The following is a 16193-nucleotide window of genomic DNA, read 5'->3' on the forward strand; positions in this document are numbered from 1 at the left end:
GGTCTCCCGGATCATCGGGACTCCTCTCTCGCGATGGATGCCGCGATCAGCGTGACGGCGGCCAGCACCGTCTGACCGGGCCGGGCTCCGGCATCCGAGGCCGGTCCGTTGACGTAGCTCACGATGCCGCTGCGCCACACGTCGCGGCCGTCGCCGATGCGCGCGCTGGTGTGCGCGACGCCGACCCCGGCTATCCCGTGGTCGCCGAGGTCGCGCAGCCCGGCGATGCCCGCGTCGTTCAGCCCGAACCCGGCGTCGCTGGAGACGAGCGCCCCGTAGCCGAACTCGAGCGCGTACTCGCCGGCGCTGCGACCGCCGTGGGAACCGCAGACGAAGATCTGCCCGCGGTTCTCGGTGGAACCGAACGCCACGGAGTCGGCGACCTGCACCCGTGTGCCGGAGATGGTCGCGATGTGTTCGATCGTGGAGTTTCCGTTAAGGACCCTGCTCACTGCGTGGCCACCGTTCTTCTCGTGGGGGTGAAATGTGAGCGCACCTGTTCCGGTGTCGCCGGCGGACGGCCGTGGCGGCGACCGATGGCGGCAACCTCGGCGACCAGTTCGGCCGTCGTCGGAAGCCCGCGTTCGGGGTGGGGGAAGTCGCCGACGCCGATCGCGACGTGGCCACCCGCCTCGATGGCCTCCTCGGCGAGGAGAAGCACGTCGCCACGGTGCGCGGACACCATGAATTCCACGCCGGGGTGATCCGGCAGAAGCTCCCGGTGGGCGCGCAGGCCGGCCGAGGTCGCCGGATGAGCGGCGGGAAAGCCGGGTCCGCCGTGCACGAGCAGCAGCAGGAGCGGTGGGGTGAGGCGGCCGGCGCCGATGTGGATGTCGATCGCCCGCGACCACGACCCGTTGAAGGATGTCGCCAACACGGGCAGACCGAGGTCGTGGGCGGCGTCGAGGAATCGCAACTGCGATTCGACCGACGTCTGGAAGAGGCGAGTGTGCGAGGCGTAGTCGCCTGTCCGCTCGTCCACGAGGTCGAAGTTCGTCGAGCCGGTCTCGACCGTCACGAAGTCGGGCCGGTTCTGGGGGTCGAGGACGACACCCAGGCGCTCGGCATCCGTCGCGCCGGGGATGTTGAGAAGTGGCGGCGCCACCAGGATGTCGGTTTGCGCGCGGATCGCCGCCAGCATGGCCCGGTACCCGGCAACCGTGTCGTCCATGCCGCCGTCGGCGGTGCGTGCGTGCACGTGGGTGATCGCGGCGCCCGCCTTCCGCGCCGCGAGGGCCTGCTCGGCGATCTCGTCGGCGGTGTACGGGATGTGCGGGTTGGGCTCGCGGGTCATGCCCTCGTTGAGCTGGGCGCAGATGATGAGCTCGTTCACGACGCGACGACCTCCGCGGGCAGACGCCATCCCGCCTGGATGGACTGACCTCCGTCGACGGCCCAGGTCTGGCCCGTGACGAAGGACGCGCGGTCGCTGAGCAGGAACTCGGTGACTTCGGCGATCTCGGAGCTCTCGCCCTGACGCCCCATCGGCACGCTTCGCAGCTGCGCTTCGCGCAGCTCGGGGGTCTGCACCGACGCCAGCAGAGGCGTCTTCACGGATCCCGGGGCGATGGCGTTCACGCGGATGCCTCGCTCGGCGAGGTCGACGGCGAGGGACCGGGTCAGTCCTATCACGGCCGCCTTCGACGCGGAGTACGCGGCGCGATGGGGTGCGGCCAGCAGTCCCGAGACCGACGACACGGTGACGATCGATCCGCAGCCGGAGCGCGCCATGGTTGCGGCCGCCGATCGCGCGACGACGTAGGTGCCGGTGACGTTCACGTCGAGGACCCGGCGGAACTCGGCGACGGTCAGCTCGAGCGGATCGGCGACGACGATGATCCCTGCGCAGGTGACGACACCGCGAAGGGGGCCGAGCTCCCGCTCGATCTCGTCGACGGTGCGCTGCACCGCCGACTCGTCGGTGACGTCCGCCGTGTAGGACCGGCCGACCGGGTTCGCGGTGTCGCTCCAGCAGCGGTCTACCGCGGCGACGCTCCATCCCACGGCTTCCAGGTGCGCGGCGGTCTGCTGTCCGATGCCGGAGGCAGCGCCGGTGACCAGGACGACTCCTCGCGTGCTCATGACAGCAGCTCCGCCATGTCGCGCACGGGCTCTCGCCCGTTCCAGCCGGCCGACGCGTCGGCGACGGCTGCGAACAGCTGGGCCTTGCGACCGAGCGTCTCGGAGATCTCGACCATCGGCGCCTGCCGGCCGGCCGCCTCGTAGTAGGCGAAGCGTTCGTTCGGCCCGCCGCTTCCGGAGCGCCCGCCCTGCACCTTCACCATTCCCCGAAGCTCGGCCTCGGCAGTGATCTCGTCGAACCGGTCGGTCCAGTAGGCCACGTGCTGCAGTCCCTCGCCGGTGGCGCGTGCGAAGTCGCGGAAGGCGCTCGGGGAGTCGTCGAGCTGCTCGATGAGCTCGATCTGGATGCCGCCGCTCTGGGCCAGCGCGACGCTCATGCGCATCGCGCTCGGCTCGCCGCGATACTCGAAGCCGACCAGAGGCTGTTCGATGATACGGAAGAACGGGCCCACGCCGAGCGTGCGCGTCCAGTAGTGGAGTGCAGCATCCAGGTCGCGGACGACGAATCCGTTCTGTCGGATCGCTCCGCCCTGCCAGGCTCCGCCGTGTTCGTGCATCGAGGTGCTCCTTCGCATTCCGCGGTCCGTTCCGCGTTGTTCCACTGTCGTCGCGGCACCGTCGCCCACCAAGCCGAATGTTCCGATCATCGGTATACCGGTCAGCTTCATCGGTTGGCCGCCAGGCGTCGCAGGGCAGCGTCTGCGGCCACGGCCGCGACGACGATGACGCCGGTGGTGACGTTCTCGACGTTGCTGTCCCAGCCGAGCGAATCCGAGACGTTCTTGATCACGGCGAGGATGAGTAGACCGATGAGCGTGCGCGGAATAGAGCCTTCTCCGCCGAACAGCGAGGTGCCCCCGATGACGACGACCGCGATCACCTGCAACGTCACGTTCGCACCCACGTCAGCCTGCCCGACGCCGATTCTCGACGCGAGGATGGCCCCCGCCAGCGCGGCGAGGGCGCCGACGATGATGTAGGTGGAGGACTGGACGGCCCGTGTGCGCAGTCCCGCCAGACGTGCAGCCTCAGTGTTGCCGCCGACGGCGTACACGTTCTGGCCGTATACCGTGCGGGCAAGGACGAGCCCGGCGACGACGAACACGACGATGCCGATCAGGATCGACACCGGGATGCCCGCGAGCCGGCCCTGTCCGAGCTCTTGGAACCCGTCGGCTCGGACGAGCACAGGCGCCGACCCGGTGAAGATGAAGGCGAGTCCGCCGTAGACGAAGCCGGAGCCGAGTGTGGCGATGAACGGGTTGACGCGCAGACCTGTGACGATGGCGCCGTTGAGCGCGCCGAGGCCGGCGCCGACGACGATCGCGACCGGGACCGCCACCCACAGGGATAGGGTCTGGCCCAGACTCGCGGCCGTGACCGCACCGGTCGCGTAGATCGCCCCGACCGACAGGTCGAATCCGCCGGCGATCATGGCGTAGGTCATTCCGACCGCCATGATGCCGAGGGGCACATTCTGCGCCAGCAGGTTGATGAGGTTGCCCGACGCCCAGAACCGTGGGTAGAGCGCCGTGGCCGCCGCGAGCACCGCGACGAGCACTGCGAGCATCCACCATCGTGCGGCCAGCGTTGCGAAGCGTGCAGACGCATTCGGCACAACGGTGACGGGCGTGGTCGCAGTCGGAATGGGGGTGGTGGTCACGATGCCTCCTGATGAGGAATGTCGAACGCCGCCGTGAGGATGTCGTGTTCGGTCACGGTTCGGGCGCGGTTGTCGAGGTCGGCGACGATGCGGCCGGCGGCCATCACGAGGATGCGGTCGGCGAACGTGAGCAGCTCCTCGTGTTCGGACGAGACCATGAGGACTCCGCCGCCTGCGTCCACGAAGTCGCGCAGGGTGCCGAGGATCTGCGCCTTGGCGCCGATGTCGATGCCGCGCCCCGGTTCGTCGGCCAGCAGCACTCGGGGGCGCCGGTGCATCCACCGCGCGAGCACTACCTTCTGCTGGTTGCCGCCGGACAGCGCTCCGACCGGTCTGTCGACCATCTCCTCGGGCAGGCCGAAGGCGCGACCGTGCTCGACGGCCAGCGCGCGCGCATATCGGCGGCGTATCCATCCGGCACGGGCGACCGCGCGCAGGTTCGACAGTGTGATGTTCTCGACGGCGTCTTGCCCGAGCACGAGCCCGTCGCGCTTGCGCTCCTCGGGGACGAGCGCGAGCCCGGCGCGCAGCGCCGCGCGCGGGCTGCGCGGCCAGCTCCGGTGAGCGCCGCCGATCGACAGCCTCCCGGAAGCCCGCGGCAGGTCGCCGGCCAGGGCGCGCAGCAGCGTGGTGCGCCCCGAACCCACCAGTCCGCCGATGCCGACGATCTCACCCGCGCGCACCTGCAGGCAGACGCCGGGCAGCACACCGGGAACGCAGAGGTCGTCGACGGTGAGGACGGCTTCCGCCGTGGAGGCGGCTGTCTCGTCGGCGGCGCCGTGGCCGTCGAGGAGTGCGGCCGCGAGCGCGCGGCCGCTGCTGCCGAGCATCGCCTCGACGAGATCGGGTTTGGTCCACGCCGCTGTCGGACGGCTCGTCACGAGCCGTCCGTTGCGGAAGACGGTGATGTCGTCGCTGACGTCCAGCACTTCGTCGAGGTTGTGCGAGACGAACACGAGCGCGATGCCGTCGGCGGCGAGCCGTCGCATCAGCGAGAGCAGCGCGACGCGCTCGGTCGCAGCAAGAGAGGCTGTGGGCTCGTCGAGGAGCAGCACTTTAGCGTGGGAGCGCGCTGCTCGCATGATCTCCAGCATCTGCTGCTGCGCCACGCAGAGTTCCCCGGCCGGCTCGCCTCCCGTCAACTCGACGCCGAGCCGTTCGGCCAGCTCGGCGAACTCGCGGCGGGCGCGGCTGCGGTCGATGACGCCGCATCGGCGCGGCGGATCTCCCAGGAGGACGTTGTCACGGGCGTTCATCGCCGGCAGGATCGTGAGCTCCTGATACACCGCGACGACTCCCGCCGCGCGCGCCGTGCGCGGATCGCCGGAGCCGAGCGCCGTGCCGGCGACGGTGATGCGGCCCGCGGTCGGGGTGATGCGCCCCGCCAGGGCTCCCAGCATCGTGGACTTGCCTGCTCCGTTCTGCCCGACCAGGGCGTGGATCCGGCCGGGGATGAGCGACATCGATGCACCGCTGAGCACGGTGACGCTGCCGTACGTCATGCCGACGCCGTGCGCCTCGAGGATCGGCTCGGGGTCTTCGAGCATCATCGTGGGACTCCTTCCACCCACGGCGGGTGCGCGGGACGAACCGCCGCGCACCCGCCCGGGGTCAGTTCTCGGGCTGGAAGTCACCGAGAGTGTCGGCGGTGAACACCGTGAATCCGGATGCGGGGGCATCGTCGGGGATGGGCGCACCGTCGTTGCCGATGAACCGCGACACGTCCTTGCCGGCACGCGCATCGAGGATGGCGTTCAGCATCGCGGCGGTCGAGGTGATCGCCCGCTCGGGCGACGTGGCGGCGATCCGGCCGTCCATCAGCGCATCGACGGCGAATCCCGTCGCGCCCTTGTCGTACACGGTTAGCGATCCTTCTGCGCCGGCCGCCTGCAGCGCCTGAAGTGCGCCCTCGGTTTCGGTGGAGAACATCGTGACCAGCCCGGTCGCTTCGGGGTGCGCCTGGATGAGGGCCTGTGCCTCGGCGAAGGAACCCGCGACGGTGAGGTCCGTGGCCGCCTCGCCGACGATCTCGAACTCGGGGTACTTCTCGTGGACCCGCTTGACGGCCTCCTGGAAGTTCGCGGTCAGCGGGAACGGCGCGGGCGGATCCGTGAGCGCGATGAACTTCGGTTCGCCCTCGTGATGCTCGACGATCCACGTGAGGTAGTCCGTCCAGTAGTCGGGTGACTGCGTCCCCCCGACGTACGCGAGCGTTCCGGGCGCAGCGAGCTCCTCCCCCTCCTCCGCCGTGAGGCCGCAGATCGCGAGGTTTGGGACGACGACGAGCATCCCGGCCGCAGGGGCCTTCTTCGACAGCGCATCACACATGAGCACGCCGTCGACCGGCGCGGCGATGGCGGCGTTGTACTGGCCGCTCTGGATCGCGTTCTCGATCTGGTTGAGCTGCGTGGTGGCGTCGAACTTGCCGTCGAAGATCGTCATCGTCGCGCCCTCGATCTTCGGGATCGTCTCTTCGAGGTATTGGATCCGCGACTGGAGGTCGGCGTTGTTGGTGCCCGGCAGGAACACCGCCAGGTGCGGGTCGCCGCACGCGGGGATCGAATAGTCCGGCGGCACCTGCACGACGGTGTCGCAGTCGGCGGCGGCGGAGTCCTCGCCGGCGCATCCGCTTAGTACGGCGGCGGCGAGGAGCAGAGCAGACGCGGCGGTGATGGTCACGCCTCGGGTTCGTGCAGTCATCATTGACCTTCTTCGAGTGATGTGTGGATCGGGTATTCAGTTGAGGTCTGCAGTGCGGCCGCGCTGCCAGGTCAGCTGCCCGTTCGCCTCGGAGACGCGCTCGGGACCACCCACCGGGAAGTGGGCCGTCAGGACGAGACGACCGTTGGATGCCGCCTCCCCGAGCACGTCGTGACGACTGCGGATCGCGGATTCCGGGTCGGCATCGCCGTTGTTGGTGAGGGTGGGCCGGTCGAGCTGGAGCGGGTGGTGGATGAGATCGCCGACCAGCACGGCGCCGCCGCCCTCGGGAGCGTCGATGCGCACGACCACGTGTCCGGCCGAGTGGCCCGGCGCGGGCTCGAGGCGGACGACGGTGCCCTCGTGCTCCGCGACGACTGTCGTACCGACGACGGTGCGCGCGGTATCCAGGATCGGCAGCACGCTGTCGCGATACGTGCGCGCGATGTCGCCGGCCACGGTGCCGTCGGCCGCTTCGCGGTCCAGCGACCGGAGCCATTCCAGGTCGGCGTCCTGGAGGAGGTACTCCGCGTTCGGGAAGGCCGCCGTCCACACGCCGTCGAGCAGGACGGTGTAGCCGCCGCAGTGGTCGGGATGGAGGTGGGTCGCGGTGACCACATCGATGGATTCGGGTTCGATGCCGGCAGCCCTCAGTCGCTCCGGGTAGCCCGCGGTCAGCATGTGATGCGGGAGCAGGGCGGGCCGCTGCTTGTGGTCGCCGTTGCCGGTGTCCACCAGGATCCGCCGCCCGCCGATGTCGATCACGTACGTGTGGATCGACAGCACCAGCTCGCCGCTCGACCGGTCGATCGCGACGGCGTACCGGTCCGCGGCGAGGGCGGTGTCGGCATCTGTCCATGCCGCGAACAGGTCGACCGGCGAGAACCGCCAGGTGTCGAGTTCGGTGACGCGGTGCACCGACGCCGCACCGATGGTCCAGGTCATACCGTCACCGCTTCGCGTTCAGCGACCAGGGCGATCGCGATGTCGATGAGCAGGTCCTCCTGGCCGCCGACATAGCCCCGCCGGCCCGCTTCGGCGAGGAGGCGGTACGCCTCGACGTCGTAGGTTGCGGCGACGCGTTCGGCGTGCAGCAGGAAGGAGGAGTACACGCCCGCGTAGCCCTGCACGACCGCTGCGCGGTCCGCACGGGGAAGCCGCTCGACCCACGCGGGCAGATCTGCGGCCAGCTGCAGGATGCGCTCGAGGTCGACACCTGTGGCGATGCCGGCCCGTTCGAAGACGGCCACCAACTGCTCGGATGGCGCATTTCCCGCCCCGGCGCCGAGGCCGCACACGGTGCCGTCGATCTGACGGGCACCAGCATGCACGGCGGCCAGGCTGTTCGCGATGCCGAGCCCCAGATTCAGGTGCGCGTGGGCTCCCACCTGGGCGTCCTCTCCCAGCTCCTGAACGAGAGCGGCCACGCGATCGGCGACCTGCTGGGGCAGCATCGCGCCCGCCGAGTCCACCACGTAGACGCATTGACACCCGGCATCGGCCATGATCCGCGCCTGCGCGGCGAGCGCCGCCGGTTCGACCCGGTGCGCGAGCATGAGGAATCCGGCCGTCTCGAGCCCGAGCTCACGCGCCGCGGTGAAGTGCTGGACCGAGACGTCGGCCTCCGTCGCATTCGTGGCGACGCGAACCATCGAGATCCCCGCCGATGCCGCCTCCTTGAGCCGGTGCACGGTGCCGATGCCCGGAACGAGCAGTCCGGCGATCCGCACGCGCTCGGCGACGGAGGCCGCCGCCTCGATGAGGCGAAGCTCGTCATTGGCGGACATCCCGTACGCGAAGGAGGAACCGCCGAGCCCGTCTCCGTGCGAGACCTCGGCGATCGCGACGCCGGCCTCATCGAGACCGCGAACCACGTTCTCGACCGTCTCGACGCTGAAGCGGTGGCTGACGGCGTGGCTGCCGTCGCGCAACGTGGTGTCGGTGATGCGGACGCCGTCGAACACGGGCAGGTCGCGGGCGCTCATGCGGCCACCGCCTGCAGCTGCTCGGCGACCAGGCGACCCGCGCGCGCTGCGGCCGCGGTCATGATGTCGAGGTTTCCCGCCCACGGCGGGAGGTAGTCGCCGTTGCCCTTGACCTCGAGCATGACCGTGACGCGCCCCCAACCGTTCCAGTCCTGGCGAGGCGGATCGAATTGGGGATCCGCCGTCAGGCGATAGCCGGGCACGTACTCGCGGACCGCCTCCACCATGTTCACGATCGACGCCGTGACGGCGTCCTCGTCGATGTCGGCGGGCAGGGCGCAGAACACGGTGTCGCGCATGATCATCTCGGGCTTGACGGGGTTGAGCACGATGATCGCCTTGCCGCGCTCGGCACCGCCCACCTGGGCGATCGCCGACGACGTGGTCTCGGTGAACTCGTCGATGTTGGCCCGCGTGCCCGGACCCGCCGACCTCGACGAGATGGATGCCACGATCTCGGCGTACGGCACCCTGGCGACGCGCGACACGGCGTTGACGATCGGGATCGTCGCCTGGCCGCCGCAGGTAATCATGTTGAGGTTTGCGGCGCCGCGGTGCTCGTCGAGGTTCACCGGCGGGCACACGAACGGACCGATGGCCGCCGGCGTAAGGTCGATGGCACGGATGCCGGCCGCCTCGTACCTCGGCGCGTTCGCCTGGTGCGCGCCCGCGGACGTCGCCTCGAACACGATCTGAGGCAGGCTGCTCTGCGACAGGAGCCAGTCGACGCCTCCGGGACTCGCCTCCACGCCGAGCGAGCGGGCCCGTGCAAGGCCGTCCGAGGCCGGATCCACACCGATCATGTAGTCGAGATCGATGAGATCGTCCCGAAGGAGCTTGATCATGAGATCGGTCCCGATGTTGCCGGACCCGACGATCGCCGCCGACACGCCCATAAGTACCTCCTTGTAACGCGATGTCGGCATTGACACTCGTCGACCGGGGCCGCAGACTCAAGGCATGAGTCCCGTTCATCGGAACACTGAGGAGATCTCAGCCGTCGGTCGCGCAGCCCTCGTGCTCCGCCAGTTCCTCCGTCCCTCTGCTCGGATGACCCCCGAGGAACTCGTGCGGCGAACCGATCTGCCCAAGACGACGGTCCACCGCACCGTCACCGAGCTGGTTCGGGTCGGAATGCTCGAGCGCACCCCCACGGGTCTTCAGCTGGGCACGCTCATGTTCGAGCTGGGGCAGTCGGCACCGGGCACGCGATCCCTGCGGGAGGCAGCGCGATCCGCGCTCGCCGACCTCAACCGCGCGACCGAGATGAACGTCGGGCTCGCCGTGCTGGAGGGCACGGAGGTCGTCTACCTCGACATGATCGTCGGACGAAACGCGCCGTTGCTCCCCCAGAAGACGGGCCAACGCTGGCCGGCACACGCCTCGTGCTCGGGAAAGGCGATGCTCGCATTCGCCGACGAGAGCGTCGTCGAGCACCTGCTGTCGAACCCGCTGCGCCGGCTCACACCCGAGACCATCACCGAACCGGATCTCCTGCGCCGCGAACTCGACGACGTGCGACGCAAGGGCGCCGCGTTCGACCGCCGTGAGTCGTTCAACAACGTCGCCGGCGTCGCCGTGCCGATCTTCGACTACGCAGGCAAGGCGGTCGCCGCCGTCTCGGTCTCGGGTGTCGCCGGGCGAATCAACCTTCCCCGGTTCGACATGGCAGCCCGAGCCGCATCGCTTGCCATCAGCCGCGCCTACACCTCAGGTCCCTCCACGCGCGCTCTTCGGGCGCGCTGAGCCACCCAAGGGTTTCGAGGTCCAAGCACGAATGGCGGCACCGGTCTGCTCCATGGGGCGCGATCGAAGACGGACGCGAAGAGCAAGGCCCGTGCTGCTTGCCACACGGTATCGGGGAATCGGCGCAATCGGGTGTTCGCGGGCGCGTCGGACATCGAGTGTGGCGGGACGCAGGTTTCTGAGGCAGCCTTCCTCGTGGACACACAGTGGACACGAGCCGCGCCAATCGAAACCGAAGTCGCTGATCACAACCGCCCGACACAACTATCGCTTGAGGGCCAGACATCCTTGATTTTCGCGGCAAAGCGGCCGATTCCGCGAGATTCCGCGGGGCTGCCGGCAGCACAAGGAAACTCGCATCCGGAGTTTCGACTCCCGCCGTCGCGTCCAACCGTCGCATCGCAGTCGCGTCGACGAGCGCCTCGCCGATCACGAGCGCATTGCCCCCACGGAGGAAGCAGCAGCGATACTCGCCGTCGACGAAGACGGGCCACTGGGGGTCGTTGTTCCAGCTATCGGGCACACTGAGTTGAAACTCGGCGCGCGGTCGGCCTCGTGGGCGGCCCAGGGGCGATGCTCATGGGGTGGCCGCCGCGTTCCTGGCGACCGTTCGCATGGACCAGGCGCGCAGTTGCACCGGGACGTCGTCCCCGGACAGCCGGATCCCGAGGGCGTCCGGGCGGGTCGGGTACACGCGCGCCGTCAGCGGGACTCCGCCCGCGAACACCTCGAGCGCGGAGTGGTCGACGAGGATTCGAAGGTCCAGACCGCCGTCGGCATCCACCGGCACCGTACCCGCACGCGGGCCGGCGTCGACTTCGGGGTCCAGGCTCGACCGCGAGCGGTCGAGGCTCAGCTCGGCCTGGTCGCCGCGACGCTGCAGGTGCAGGACCGTGCGCTCGGCGTCGTCGTCGGTGGCGCGCAGGGCGATCGTGACCGCCCGGTCGTCGGGGATCGTGAGTCGCAGCTCGAGGTCGAGCTCATCCCCACGGACGACCTCCACCGGCTCGGCACCCAGCACCGACGAGACGGACGCCACCTGTTCGTCACGGAGCGCGTCGACTTCGGGGGCCGGTGCCTGGTGGAGGGAACCGTCCGGCGCGGCCGTCACCACGCGCGGCAGCGACATGATGCCCGACCACCCTGCCTCAACGGCGGCCTTGTCGGGTCGTCCCTCTTGCAGCCAGCCGAAGAGGAGGCGCCTTCCCGACTCGTCCCGCATCGACTGCGGGGCATAGAAGTAGCGTCCGCCCAGATCGAGCCGATGCAGCGCGGCGGGCGTGAACCGGTCGCCCTCGTACCGACCGGACCAGTACAGCGGGTGGTGGGTGACACCCTCGTCCCATGCGGAGAACACGAGGATGTCGCGGTGGGCGGCATTCTCCTCGCCGATCCGGAACAGGTCCACGCACTCCCACATGGTGCCGGTCCAGTCGGGAGCGCCCGCATCGCCTACCGTGCTGTCGCCGACCAGCAGCGGCCCGATGTAGGTCCACTCGCGCAGGTCGGTGGATTCGTACAGGAACGCCGTTCCTCCCCGGCTCCGGATGCCTGAGCCGATCAGTTGCCGCCATGTCTCGCCTTCGCGCCATACGCAGTGGTCGCGAAATGCCGTGACGTCGATGCCGGCGGGTGTTGTTGAGATCACGGGGTTCTCGGCGACCTTCGTCCACTCGACGAGGTCGGGGGTGCCGATCGCCACGCACGGCAGCTCCCGGTCACCGTGGCGGCCGGAATACACGATCGTCGGGGTGTCGCCGTCGTACACCAGCACGCCGGACCAGCATCCGTCGACGTCGGGTCCGTCGCTCGGGGTCAGCGCGATCGGCAGATCGCGCCAGTGCACCAGGTCGGTGCTGACCGCGTGACCCCAGTGGATGCGGTGGTGCAGCGGGGCGTACGGGTTGAACTGGTAGAAGAGGTGGTACTCGCCGTTTCGCTGGGTCAGGCCGTTGGGATCGTTCAACCATCCAGCCGGGGCAGTGAAATGGTAGGCCGGACGATGAGGATCGTCGGCGGCGCGCGCGATCAGCTCTGCCGGGACGAGCGTGGAAGTGGATGTCGCGGTCATGCGGCAGGGCTTTCTTCGAGGTCGTCGGGCAGTTCCAGGGCGGTCCCGGGGGCGTCAGAGGGCGGGGCGTAGAGCCCGCACCGCACCCAGTGCTCGGGCTGCTCACCGACGCGATGGAAGACCGGCTTCGCGTCGGAGCACGGCTCGGCGGCGGTGTGGGCCAGCGCGCACTCGGTCGGCGTCAGCACCTCGCGACGGAGGCGAGCTCGCTGGACGGGGTCGAACGGCTCCGTGCGCTTGGGGTCGGGTACTGCCGAGATCAGGAGTCTCGTGTACGGGTGTTGCGGGTTCGCCAGGAGTTCCATCGCGTCTCCGCCCTCGACGAACTCGCCGGCGAACATCACGACGATGCGATCGGCGAGATACCGCGCCGACGCGAGGTCGTGCGTGATGTAGAGCATCGAGATGCCCTGCTCCTCGCAGAGCGTGCGCATGAGGTTGAGCACGCCGATCCGCACCGAGACATCGAGCATCGACGTGGGTTCGTCCGCGAGGATCAGCCGCGGGTTCACCGCGAGGGCGCGGGCGATCGCGATGCGCTGCCGCTGGCCGCCGGAGAGTTCGTGCGGGTAGCGGTCCAGCATCTCGTCCGGAAGACCGACCTTCTCCATGAGCCGCCGCTTGGCGCGTTCCAGCGCGGCACGGCCCGATGCGGCACCGTGGATGCGCAGCGGACGCTCGAGGAAGTGACCGATCCGGTGGACGGGATTCAGCGACCCGAAGGGGTCCTGGAAGATCATCTGCACCGCTGAGCGGTACTCGCGGGTCGCGCGCCGCTTGGAGGTGGCGAGGACGTCTTCGCCCTCGAAGAGGAAGGTGCCGGCCGACGGCTGCTCGAGGCGGGCGATGCAGCGCGCGAGTGTGGACTTTCCGCTGCCGGACTCGCCGACGAGCGCGACGACCTCACCGTGGGCGATGTCGAGGTCGACGCCGCCGAGGGCGCGGACCCGCTTGCGGGAGAATGCGCCGCCGATGGTGAATGTCTTCTGCAGCCCTCGTGTCGAGAGCACGGGAGTCTCGGGTGCGGTCATGAGATGGTCTCCGTGATCAGGGAGTCGTCGTCGCTGGGCGCCACCCAGTGGGTGGGCGTGATCGGTTCGAGATCGGGGATGTCGCGGAACCTCACACCTTCGCCGAGGCCCTGCAGACGGTTGCGAGGACCGGACATGGGCGGAAAGGCGTTCATGAGGGCGCGGGTGTAGGGGTGCTGCGGAGTGTCGAAGATCTCCTCGGACCGTGCGGTCTCGACGAACCGTCCCGCGTACATCACCGCCATCCGGTCGGACAGCTCGACCATCAGGGACATGTCGTGGGTGATGAACAGGATGGCGAAGCCGAGCTCACGCTGCAGGTCTTTGATCTGCGCCATGATCTCCTGCTGCACCACGACGTCGAGCGCGGTGGTGGGTTCGTCCATGATGAGCAGTGGCGGGCGGAGCGCCGTTGCCATGGCGATGACGACACGTTGCCGCATCCCGCCCGAGAGCTGGTGCGGGTACGAGCGCAGTCGGTCTCGCGGGATGCCCACGAGATCGAGCAGCTCCCCGGCGCGCGCGATCGCGGTCTTCTTCGATACGCCCTCGTGGGTGGTGAAGATGTCGACGATCTGGTCGCCGACGGTCATCACCGGGTTCAGCGAGTTCATGGCGCTCTGGAAGACCATGGCCACCTGGCGCCAGCGGAACTCGCGGAGCTGCTCGGCGTTCAGCGCCAGCACGTCGGTGCCGGCGAAGCGGATCGACCCGCCGGAGATGACGGCGGGGTCTCGCAGCAGCCGCAGGATGGCGTTCGCGATCGTCGACTTGCCGCAACCGGACTCCCCCGCGAGGCCGAACACCTCCCGCTCCGCGATCGAGAACGACACGCGATCGACGGCGCGCACGGTGCGGGCCTCGGTGACGTACTCGACGGAGAGGTCCTGGATCTCGAGCAGCGGAGCAGTCATCGCGCCGCCTCCTTCGCGGTGCGGGGGGCGACACGCGTGGGCGCGTCGGGCGTGGTGCGACGGCGCGGCCGCCGCAGGCGGGGGTTGGTCGTCTCATCGACGCCGTAGTTGACGAGCGCGAGCGCGAAGGCGACGAGGGCGATGCACACGCCGGGAGGGACGAAGACCCACCACGCCCCGGTCAGCAGGGCGCCGTCATTGCTCGCCCAATAGAGATTCGTGCCCCAGCTGACGGTGCTGATGTCGCCCAGGCCCAGGAACTCCAGGCCGGCCTGAGCGCCGATGCCGAAGATCACGCAGGCGAGGAAGGTGCTCATCACGATCGAGGCCATGTTCGGCAGCATCTCGCGGAACATGATGCGCAGTCCCCCCTCACCGGTGACCTGCGAGGCGGCGACGAAGTCCTTGCCGCGGATCGACATGGCCTGCGAACGCAGCACACGCGCCGACCCCGCCCAGCCGGTGATGACGAGCACCAGGATGACGGTGCCGAGGCCCTGCGGCAGGAACGCGGCGAGGATCACCAGCAGCGGAAGTCCAGGAAGGAGGAGGAACACGTTCGTGACGAGCGACAGCACGTTGTCGAGGGTGCGTCCGAGGTAGGCCGAGGCGAGGCCGACGAGGAGGCCGACGAACGTCGCGAGGATGCCGACCGTGAAGCCGACGAACAGCGACGAACGCGAACCCCATACGTTCAGCGCCAGCACGTCCTGCCCTTTGGCCGTCGTTCCCAGCCAGTGCGCGGCCGACGGAGGCTGCGAGCCGATGCCTTGGATGAGCGTGGGATCGCCGGGGGCGAGGATCGGCGCGAACACGGCCATCAGGACGAAGAGGATGAGGATGACCAGACCCGAGGTGGCCTTGGCATTTCCGAGGAGGCCTCGCAGGAGTCCGCCTCCGCCGCGTCGGCGCCGCGGGGGCGGTGCTGCGGTGACCTGTCCGTCCGGGCCGGGCGGGGTGCCGAGCTCCAGCTCGGCCATGGCGCGGGGATCTTGCGCGAGTGACATCACGAACCCTCCGTTCAGCTCACGCGCACGCGCGGATCGAGGCGCACGTACACGATGTCGACGAGGAAGTTGGCGATCAGCACGGCCGTGGTGATCGTGAGGAAGAGTCCCTGCATGAGCGGGTAGTCGAGGTTCTGCACCGCGGCGAGCAGGGTGTAGCCGATGCCCGGGTAGGCGAAGACGACCTCCGTGAGCAGCGCGCCGCCGACGACGAACCCCAGGGACATGCCGAATGCGGTGACCGACGGGAGGAGGGCGTTGCGGGCTGCGTACTGCATCATCACGCGGTTCGCCCGCAGACCCTTGGCTTCGGCCATCACGATGTAGTCCTCGGCGTTGGTGGCGATCATCGTGTTGCGCATGCCGAGCATCCAGCCGCCGACCGAGACGAGCACGATCGAGGTGGCGGGGAGGATCAGGTGGTACGCGACATCGCCGACGAAGGCGAGCGAGAACTCGGGCGCAGTACCCACCTCGTACGCGTGGCGCAGCGGGAACCATCCGAGCGTGACACCGAAGAGGTACAGCAGCCCCATCGCCAGCCAGAAGTAGGGGAACGAGCCGATGAAGATGAGCAGAGGCGGGACGAAGGAGTCGAGGACGCCGCCGCGGCGCCACGCGGCGAGGATCCCGAGCACGTTGCCGATGACGACGGCGATGATCAGCGACACGAAGCCGAGCAGGAATGTCCAGCCGATGACGCTGGAGATGACGTCGATGACAGGCGTCGGGAATCGCGAGATCGAGAAGCCCAGGTTGCCGGTGAAGATCTGGCCGAGGTAGCGCAGATACTGCTCCCAGAGCGGCGCGTCGCTGAGTCCGAACGACTCTCTCAGCGCTTCGATCTGGTCGGGGCGGATCTGGCCCTGCAGCCGCGCGACCATGCGCGACACGGGGTCGCCCGGCATGAAGCGGGGAAGGAAGAAGTTGAGGGTGATCGACACCCAGAACGCGACGAGATAGAACCCGAGGCGCCGCAGCATGTAGCCCATGA

General features: G+C 69.1%; 16 protein-coding genes. 1 reads left to right on the plus strand and 15 read right to left on the minus strand.

Annotated features, from left to right (window positions below; all coding sequences use genetic code 11):
* Positions 1-11 precede the first annotated feature (11 nt).
* From ASF40_RS16450 to ASF40_RS16495, 10 genes are all read right to left on the minus strand, one after another.
* The gene (locus tag ASF40_RS16450) at positions 12-452 is read right to left on the minus strand and encodes a hypothetical protein (protein WP_056370958.1); all 441 of its coding nucleotides are present in this window, start codon (positions 450-452) and stop codon (positions 12-14) included.
* Positions 449-1363, minus strand: a complete 915-nt coding sequence (locus tag ASF40_RS16455; RefSeq protein ID WP_056370960.1) for a 3-keto-5-aminohexanoate cleavage protein — start codon at positions 1361-1363, stop codon at positions 449-451. The genes ASF40_RS16450 and ASF40_RS16455 overlap by 4 nt, the downstream gene beginning before the upstream one ends.
* A complete protein-coding gene (locus tag ASF40_RS16460; RefSeq protein ID WP_056370962.1) occupies positions 1330-2082 on the minus strand; it encodes an SDR family NAD(P)-dependent oxidoreductase in 753 nt (250 codons plus the stop codon). The genes ASF40_RS16455 and ASF40_RS16460 overlap by 34 nt, the downstream gene beginning before the upstream one ends.
* On the minus strand, positions 2079-2639 hold the full coding sequence (locus tag ASF40_RS16465; RefSeq protein WP_056370968.1) for a VOC family protein: 561 nt from the start codon (positions 2637-2639) through the stop codon (positions 2079-2081). The genes ASF40_RS16460 and ASF40_RS16465 overlap by 4 nt, the downstream gene beginning before the upstream one ends.
* Positions 2640-2746: 107 nt before the next feature.
* Positions 2747-3745 carry an ABC transporter permease gene (locus tag ASF40_RS16470; RefSeq protein ID WP_200919508.1) on the minus strand — a complete coding sequence of 333 codons (999 nt, stop codon included), beginning with the start codon at positions 3743-3745 and terminating at the stop codon, positions 2747-2749.
* Complete coding sequence (locus ASF40_RS16475; RefSeq protein ID WP_056370970.1) at positions 3742-5295, minus strand: sugar ABC transporter ATP-binding protein; 1554 nt, start codon at positions 5293-5295, stop codon at positions 3742-3744. Before ASF40_RS16475 ends, ASF40_RS16470 begins: the two co-directional genes overlap by 4 nt.
* A gap of 61 nt (positions 5296-5356) precedes the next feature.
* Positions 5357-6445, minus strand: coding sequence for a substrate-binding domain-containing protein (locus tag ASF40_RS16480; protein ID WP_162239868.1), 1089 nt, complete (start codon positions 6443-6445; stop codon positions 5357-5359).
* A gap of 36 nt (positions 6446-6481) precedes the next feature.
* Complete coding sequence (locus tag ASF40_RS16485) at positions 6482-7390, minus strand: MBL fold metallo-hydrolase (protein WP_056370973.1); 909 nt, start codon at positions 7388-7390, stop codon at positions 6482-6484.
* Positions 7387-8430 carry a 4-hydroxy-2-oxovalerate aldolase gene (gene dmpG, locus ASF40_RS16490; protein WP_056370976.1) on the minus strand — a complete coding sequence of 348 codons (1044 nt, stop codon included), beginning with the start codon at positions 8428-8430 and terminating at the stop codon, positions 7387-7389. The genes ASF40_RS16485 and dmpG overlap by 4 nt, the downstream gene beginning before the upstream one ends.
* Positions 8427-9356 carry an acetaldehyde dehydrogenase (acetylating) gene (locus tag ASF40_RS16495; RefSeq protein ID WP_056370978.1) on the minus strand — a complete coding sequence of 310 codons (930 nt, stop codon included), beginning with the start codon at positions 9354-9356 and terminating at the stop codon, positions 8427-8429. The genes dmpG and ASF40_RS16495 overlap by 4 nt, the downstream gene beginning before the upstream one ends.
* A gap of 34 nt (positions 9357-9390) precedes the next feature.
* On the opposite strand from ASF40_RS16495, the gene ASF40_RS16500 reads away from it, so the two are divergent.
* The gene (locus ASF40_RS16500) at positions 9391-10176 is read left to right on the plus strand and encodes an IclR family transcriptional regulator (protein WP_056370979.1); all 786 of its coding nucleotides are present in this window, start codon (positions 9391-9393) and stop codon (positions 10174-10176) included.
* 577 nt (positions 10177-10753) lie between these two features.
* Here ASF40_RS16500 and ASF40_RS16505 read toward each other — a convergent pair.
* From ASF40_RS16505 to ASF40_RS16525, 5 genes are read right to left on the minus strand one after another with little or no spacing between them, the layout of a single operon-like run.
* Positions 10754-12247 carry a glycoside hydrolase family 32 protein gene (locus ASF40_RS16505; protein ID WP_056370981.1) on the minus strand — a complete coding sequence of 498 codons (1494 nt, stop codon included), beginning with the start codon at positions 12245-12247 and terminating at the stop codon, positions 10754-10756.
* Positions 12244-13278, minus strand: coding sequence for an ATP-binding cassette domain-containing protein (locus ASF40_RS16510; protein ID WP_056370983.1), 1035 nt, complete (start codon positions 13276-13278; stop codon positions 12244-12246). Before ASF40_RS16510 ends, ASF40_RS16505 begins: the two co-directional genes overlap by 4 nt.
* The gene (locus tag ASF40_RS16515; RefSeq protein ID WP_056370987.1) at positions 13275-14192 is read right to left on the minus strand and encodes an ABC transporter ATP-binding protein; all 918 of its coding nucleotides are present in this window, start codon (positions 14190-14192) and stop codon (positions 13275-13277) included. Before ASF40_RS16515 ends, ASF40_RS16510 begins: the two co-directional genes overlap by 4 nt.
* Entirely contained in the window at positions 14189-15172 is a 984-nt protein-coding gene (locus tag ASF40_RS16520; protein ID WP_056371583.1) for an ABC transporter permease, read from the minus strand. Before ASF40_RS16520 ends, ASF40_RS16515 begins: the two co-directional genes overlap by 4 nt.
* Before the next feature lie 41 nt (positions 15173-15213).
* On the minus strand, positions 15214-16191 hold the full coding sequence (locus ASF40_RS16525) for an ABC transporter permease (RefSeq protein WP_056370989.1): 978 nt from the start codon (positions 16189-16191) through the stop codon (positions 15214-15216).
* Between the last annotated feature and the right edge of the window lie 2 nt (positions 16192-16193).

The sequence above is a fragment of the Microbacterium sp. Leaf288 genome (assembly GCF_001422925.1).
In the GTDB taxonomy this organism is placed as follows: domain Bacteria; phylum Actinomycetota; class Actinomycetes; order Actinomycetales; family Microbacteriaceae; genus Microbacterium.